Source organism: Haemophilus seminalis, from assembly GCF_006384255.1.
Taxonomy (GTDB): domain Bacteria; phylum Pseudomonadota; class Gammaproteobacteria; order Enterobacterales; family Pasteurellaceae; genus Haemophilus; species Haemophilus seminalis.
In genome coordinates, this window is record NZ_VCED01000010.1 from 23,220 (window position 1) to 29,414 (window position 6,195).

The window sequence follows — 6,195 nt, forward strand, 5'->3', positions numbered from 1 at the left end:
CATTGTTTTTAGAAAGGTTTATTTAGCTAAGCATTCCATGTAACTATCTGCGGTAGATTGCAAGAATGTTGCATAAGAATTTTTGCCTAAATTGACTTTATCGCCAATTGGGTCGAGTTGTCCTACATTGACTTTAGTATTTTGAGCTAACGATTCAATCACTTTCGGCGTAAATTGTGGTTCTGCGAATAAGCAATTTACTTTATGTTCTGCGATTTCTTCTTTAATGTGCGCTAAAGTTTTTGCACCCGGTGCTACTAATGGGTTGATGGTGAAGTAACCTGTTTGTTTTAAACCATAAGCATCGTTGAAATAACCGTAAGCATCGTGGAAAACGTAGAAACCTTTATCTTTAACGTTCGCAAGTTGTGCTGTGATTTTTTCACCTTGTTCTGCCAAAGTGCGGTTAAAATCTGAAAGATTTTGAGCAATCAAATCTTTTTTATCTGGGAATTGTGCTGTTAATTTATCCGCTACTTTTTGTGCAACAATTTTGCTGATGGCTGGAGAATACCAAACGTGCCAGTTTGTTGTTAAACCTTCGTCATGATCATGGTGATCATGGTCATGGTCGTGATGTTCATGAGCGTGGTCATGATGTTCATGCTCGTGCTTATGATCATGGCCGTGTTCATGTTCGTGATCGTGTTTATGCTCATGCTCATGTTTATGATCGTGATCGCCATCTTCATGGAAATGCTCGTGGTGAGCTTTACTTAATAAAGATTCAACATCCGCAAGATCAGCAATGGTAATCACTTTTTTACGTTCAATTTGGCTAATTGGTTTGTCTAAGAATGAATCAACGTCTTCACCAATCCACACAACTAAATTTGCAGATTTTACTTTTTGAATATCAGATAATTTCAAATTGTAATCATGCGGAGATGCTCCTGCAGGAACAAGGACTTGTGTACCTGTTACGCCATCTGCAATAGATGAAACAATAAAGCCTAGAGGTTTTACTGATGCCAATACATCGGCATTCGCCATCATTGGCGCACTTAAAAGTGCGGCAGAAACGGCGCTAATTTTTAAAAGTTTTTTCATATTTCTGTTTCCTTACTTGTTGGTAATAATTCTCAAAGGGAAAAAGAGTACGCCTTTTTATATAAATTGCAACGATTTTATAGGGAACGCGAGGGAAAATTTTTCATTTTCAGAGTTAATAGGTTTCATTCGATAAAAAATGCACATTTATGATCAATGTGCATTTTCAAGAGGTGATTAAGATTTTTTCTTTAGTAATTTATCTATTACACGAGAAACCGCAAAAAAACCAAAGGTTGCCGTAATCATCGTAGCTGCACCAAAGCCGTTTGCGCAATTCATTGTGGCAGAAATAGAACAGCCTTCAGTCATTTGTGGGAATATTAGAGGTTGTGTTGAAAATACCGCGTCGATACTAAATTTACGCTTTGGATTTTGGCTGAAATTGTAATCCTTGCGTAAAACTGACCGCACTTTGGCAAGTAACGGATCTTGAATGGTTTTACTGAGATCGGCAATTTGAATTTGGGTTGGATCAGTTTGACCGCCAGCACCACCAATAGTAATCACATTAATTTTGTGACGTTTACAATAAGCAATCAGCGACGCTTTAGTTTTCACATTGTCAATAGCATCAATGACATAGTCATAGCCTCGATTGAGGTAATCCAATTGATTCTCTGGTGAGATAAAATCATCAATAATATTGACGGTACATTCTGGGTTAATTAATTTTACTCGCTCTGACATGACTTCAGTTTTTAATTTGCCGATTGTGCCGCTCATCGCAGGAAGTTGGCGATTGATATTTGTGACACAAATATCATCCATATCAATTAATGTTAGTTCACCAACGCCTGAACGTGCTAAAGCCTCTACGACCCAAGAACCCACGCCTCCAATGCCTATTATGCAAATATGGGCTTGGCGTAAGCGCGCGAGTCCATCAGGTGTATAAAGTCGACCAATACCGCCAAATCGCTGTTCATAATTGTCCACTGGAGCCATTATTGTAACACCCATACTCGGCCATAGTGTTTTGATAATCCCGCAATATGGCCTGCTTGATCACCGATGCCACGATATAAGTCAAAGTGGTGGCCTTTTACCGCACCGCCCACATCAAGTACAACCATTAAATGTAATTTGTGTGTGCCAAGCCAGTTTCCGTTATTATCAATGTCAGGCACTTCGACTAAAAGAACAGTACCAGATGGTACAATGTTACGATCTGATGCTACTGAAGCCATTGGTACAAGTGGTACACCAGCAGAACCTTTTACCTTTCCACTCGGATCATTTTTAAAGAATACATAAGAAGAATTACGTTCTAACAAACTTTGTACGCGAGAAGGATTACGATTGCCCCATTCACGAATTGCTTGAATAGACATTTTCTCTTTTGGTACTTCACCATCTTCAACTAATAAACGGCCAACAGCTGTGTAAGGAAAGCCATTTTGTCCTGCATAAGCGAAGTAATTAAGGTTGCCATCACCAAAATCTACATAACCGCTGCCTTGTACCCCAAGCAAAAAGTTCTCTAACATGGAATCACTATATGCTAATTCTAATCCTTGACCCGCTAATGCACCGGCATAGATTTGCGCACGGCTAAAACGTTTATTTGCTGGCATACGATAAATTGGATTTTGGAATTGACCTTGGGGGGAACGGCGTGCATGAAGGACAGGAGAATAGTAGCCTGTCATCAAAACATTTTGATATCCATCGAACCCACGCATAATTTGCGGGTTAATGCCAAATTTAGAAAGCTCACTTACATTGGCGCCAGAAAGTACCCAATTCGTAATTTTTTCATAGTTGCCATAGAAACGATCAGATAGTTTGCTTGAATAACTTTGTACGTTTGAAAGTTGAGTTAAAAAATCGCCTTGATTAATGACCGCACTTTGGTTTTCAACTTGAGAAACTGGCATAAATACAGCTTGTTGATAATTACGACCCGAATATTTCGCACCAAATTGTTGAGGATCGCTGCCATTTGAGGTGGTGGGGATTTGAGTTTTTGTTGTATTAGAAGAACCACAGGCAACTAAAAGTGCGGTTGTCACTGCAATAGAAAATGTTTTTAATGAGAAAAATTTTCGAACTGACATTTTTAATCCTAAATAAGCTTAAATAAGGCTGCATACGCTATCAAAAATCCTTTAAAACGACCAGTGTTATTTAGTCAAGCTGATTAATAAAAACTCACATTGAACATTTTATTAACAAATGAAACATAAACTTTTGTTTAATTCTTGCAAAAAAATATTAATAGCGTATAGTGCACCACATCAGACGCGGGGTGGAGCAGCTTGGTAGCTCGTCGGGCTCATAACCCGAAGGCCGTCGGTTCAAATCCGGCCCCCGCAACCAACAAATTCTAAAGCCCTGATTTAAGAAAATCAGGGCTTTTCTTTTTACAGTTTAACTCGCTATGATGATCTCAATTAGATCATCTTTTTCTATGCTATAATCCCTCAAAATTTTCAAAATCGGTACCTAAATGAAACAATTATTTGCAACGACTTCTCGTGGCTTTGAAGAATTATTAAAAGTTGAACTCACTGAACTTGGCGCGCAAGAGGCAAAAGTGGTTCAAGGGGGCGTTCATTATCAAGCAGATGACGAAACTTTATACCGCACTTTGCTTTGGTCACGCCTTGCTTCACGTATTTTATTTCCTTTGATTGAAACCAAAATTTACAGTGATTTGGATCTTTATGCGGCTGTTTCAGGCTTTAATTGGTTAGCACAATTTGATGAACGAGTTACATTCTTTGTAGATTTTAATGGAACCAACCAAGAAATTCGTCATACTCAATTTGGTGCGATGCGCGTTAAAGATGGAATTGTCGATTACTTTGAACGTCAAGGTAACACTCGTCCTGATGTAGATAAAATTCATCCGGACATGCGTATCCATGCTTATTTGAACCGTGAAAATTTAGTGATTTCTTTAGATTTAAGTGGAGAAGCATTACATTTACGAGGCTATCGTGAGGATGCCGGTCAAGCACCCTTACGCGAAACTTTAGCGGCGGCAATTGTTATGCGTTCAGGTTGGCAAGCAGGTTCTCCATTAGTAGATCCAATGTGTGGTTCTGGCACGCTTTTAATTGAAGCAGCACAAATGGAAGCCAAAATTGCACCGCAACTTTATCGTTTACATTGGGGATTTGATTTTTGGAAAGCGCATAATCAATCTGCTTGGGAAAAAGTAAAAAATGAAGCGATTGAATTAGCAGAAGAAAAACAAAGTGAAATTGAACCGCACTTTTATGGATTTGACCTTGATCACCGTGTATTAAAAAAGGCTCAGAAGAATGCACAAAATGCAGGTGTTTCACATTTAATTAAATGGCAACAAGGTGATGTTGCAGCGTTGAAAAATCCTAGCGTAAATGAAGTTGGTGCGGTTATCTGTAATCCACCTTATGGGGAACGTTTAGGAACAACACCAGCTTTAATCGCACTCTATTCTGTATTTGGGCAAAGACTTAAAAAAGAATTTTGTGGTTGGAATGTTTCTGTTTTTAGTAGCGAATCCACATTGCTTGATTGTTTGAGAATGCGTGCCAGCCGACAGTTTAAAGCAAAAAATGGCCCACTAGATTGTGTGCAGAAGAATTATCAAGTTTCAGAACGAAAATCTGACGAAAGTACAGCTGAAAATGAACTAGAATTTAACCGCACTTCAGAGGTGGCAACCGATTTTGCTAATCGATTACAAAAAAATATTAAGAAAATTAGTAAATGGGCAAAGCAACAAGGATTAGATGCTTATCGTTTATATGATGCTGATTTGCCTGAATATAATTTAGCCGTCGATCGTTATGCTGATTACATTGTTGTGCAAGAATATGCAGCGCCGAAAAATATTGATAAAAATAAAGCGCGTCAACGTTTATTAGATGCGGTTACTGCAACTTTGCACGTTACGGGTGTCGAAACGAATAAGTTGATCCTCAAAGTTCGTCAGAAACAAAAAGGTACTAACCAATATGAGAAATTAGCCAATAAAGGTGAATACTTTTATGTGAATGAATATGGCGTGCAACTTTGGGTAAATTTGACAGATTATTTAGACACTGGATTATTCTTAGATCACCGTTTAACAAGAAAAATGATTGGTGAGTTGGCAAAGGGTAAAGATTTCTTGAACTTATTTGGTTATACTGGTTCTGCAACTGTTCATGCGGCACTTGGTGGCGCTAAAGCGACAACGACCGTTGATATGTCTAATACTTATCTTAATTGGGCGGAGCAAAATCTTATTTTGAATGATATTGAAGGTAAACAACATAAATTAATTCAAGCAGATTGCCTTCAATGGTTAGAAAAATGTGATCGTCAATTTGATTTGATATTTGTGGATCCACCGACGTTTTCGAATTCTAAACGTATGGAAGAGAGTTGGGATGTTCAACGAGATCATGTGAAATTGATGAGCAATCTAAAACGAGTTTTGTCGAATAATGGCGCGATTGTTTTCTCGAATAATAAACGTGGATTCAAAATGAATTTAGTTGCGTTGGAAGAATTAGGTTTAAGTGCGGTAGAAATTTCGCATAAAACGTTACCACTAGATTTTGAACGTAATAAACAAATTCATAATTGTTGGAAGATTCAACATATATAATGATTTCCCAAGTTGTAAAAATAGTCGAAAAAATAGTGAATTTTAAACAAACTGAATAAAAAACTATCGCTCAAACATTTTTTTTCAAAAAGTGCTAGACAAGGTTTTGTTAAATCATTAATATACGCCTCCGCAACGACGCAATAACGCGTTCGTAGCTCAGTTGGATAGAGCGTTGGCCTCCGGAGCCAAAGGTCGCAAGTTCGAATCTTGTCGAGCGCGCCAGGTCAGTGCAATAACAACTTTTAATGGTGGCTATAGCTCAGTTGGTAGAGCCCTGGATTGTGATTCCAGTTGTCGTGGGTTCGAATCCCATTAGCCACCCCATCTTATCTTTATAAGATCTGACGGCGAGTAGCGCAGCTTGGTAGCGCAACTGGTTTGGGACCAGTGGGTCGTAGGTTCAAATCCTATCTCGCCGACCACTTTATTTTGCTCTTTAACAATATATCAGACAATCTGTGTGGGCACTTGTTGATTGACTTGTTTTAAAATATTTTTAATTTTGAAGTCTTAATAGGTGCTTAACTGAAAATTCATAATTACTTTTTAAGTAG

Annotated in this window: 4 protein-coding genes and 4 tRNA genes; 5 read left to right on the forward strand and 3 right to left on the reverse strand. The window is 38.2% G+C overall.

Going from position 1 to position 6,195, the window contains the following annotated elements:
- Window positions 1-18: 18 nt before the first annotated feature.
- The 3 genes from znuA to mltA form a co-directional block, all read right to left on the reverse strand.
- Entirely contained in the window at window positions 19-1,050 is a 1,032-nt protein-coding gene (gene znuA, locus FE813_RS10240) for a zinc ABC transporter substrate-binding protein ZnuA (protein ID WP_139990425.1), read from the reverse strand.
- A gap of 177 nt (window positions 1,051-1,227) precedes the next feature.
- Complete coding sequence (gene tcdA, locus FE813_RS10245; RefSeq protein ID WP_180978730.1) at window positions 1,228-1,998, reverse strand: tRNA cyclic N6-threonylcarbamoyladenosine(37) synthase TcdA; 771 nt, start codon at window positions 1,996-1,998, stop codon at window positions 1,228-1,230.
- Window positions 1,998-3,110, reverse strand: coding sequence for a murein transglycosylase A (mltA, locus tag FE813_RS10250; protein ID WP_139990427.1), 1,113 nt, complete (start codon window positions 3,108-3,110; stop codon window positions 1,998-2,000). The genes tcdA and mltA overlap by 1 nt, the downstream gene beginning before the upstream one ends.
- A 185-nt stretch (window positions 3,111-3,295) precedes the next feature.
- On the opposite strand from mltA, the gene FE813_RS10255 reads away from it, so the two are divergent.
- The 5 genes from FE813_RS10255 to FE813_RS10275 all read left to right on the forward strand — a co-directional run bounded on the left by FE813_RS10255 (window position 3,296) and on the right by FE813_RS10275 (window position 6,063).
- A tRNA-Met gene (locus FE813_RS10255) sits at window positions 3,296-3,372 on the forward strand.
- A gap of 130 nt (window positions 3,373-3,502) precedes the next feature.
- Window positions 3,503-5,638 carry a bifunctional 23S rRNA (guanine(2069)-N(7))-methyltransferase RlmK/23S rRNA (guanine(2445)-N(2))-methyltransferase RlmL gene (gene rlmKL / locus FE813_RS10260; protein ID WP_139990428.1) on the forward strand — a complete coding sequence of 712 codons (2,136 nt, stop codon included), beginning with the start codon at window positions 3,503-3,505 and terminating at the stop codon, window positions 5,636-5,638.
- Window positions 5,639-5,786: 148 nt separating this feature from the next.
- Window positions 5,787-5,863: transfer RNA gene (locus tag FE813_RS10265), tRNA-Arg, on the forward strand.
- Window positions 5,864-5,889: 26 nt separating this feature from the next.
- Window positions 5,890-5,965 (forward strand) — tRNA-His (locus FE813_RS10270).
- A gap of 21 nt (window positions 5,966-5,986) precedes the next feature.
- Window positions 5,987-6,063 (forward strand) — tRNA-Pro (locus FE813_RS10275).
- Window positions 6,064-6,195 lie beyond the last annotated feature (132 nt).

Bases quoted from the DNA above. Each gene is read 5' to 3' on its own strand.
- mltA (WP_139990427.1), bottom strand. From the start codon at position 3,110: ATGTCAGTTCGAAAATTTTTCTCATTAAAAACATTTTCTATTGCAGTG.
- rlmKL (WP_139990428.1), top strand. From the start codon at position 3,503: ATGAAACAATTATTTGCAACGACTTCTCGTGGCTTTGAAGAATTATTA.
- tcdA (WP_180978730.1), bottom strand. From the start codon at position 1,998: ATGGCTCCAGTGGACAATTATGAACAGCGATTTGGCGGTATTGGTCGA.
- znuA (WP_139990425.1), bottom strand. From the start codon at position 1,050: ATGAAAAAACTTTTAAAAATTAGCGCCGTTTCTGCCGCACTTTTAAGT.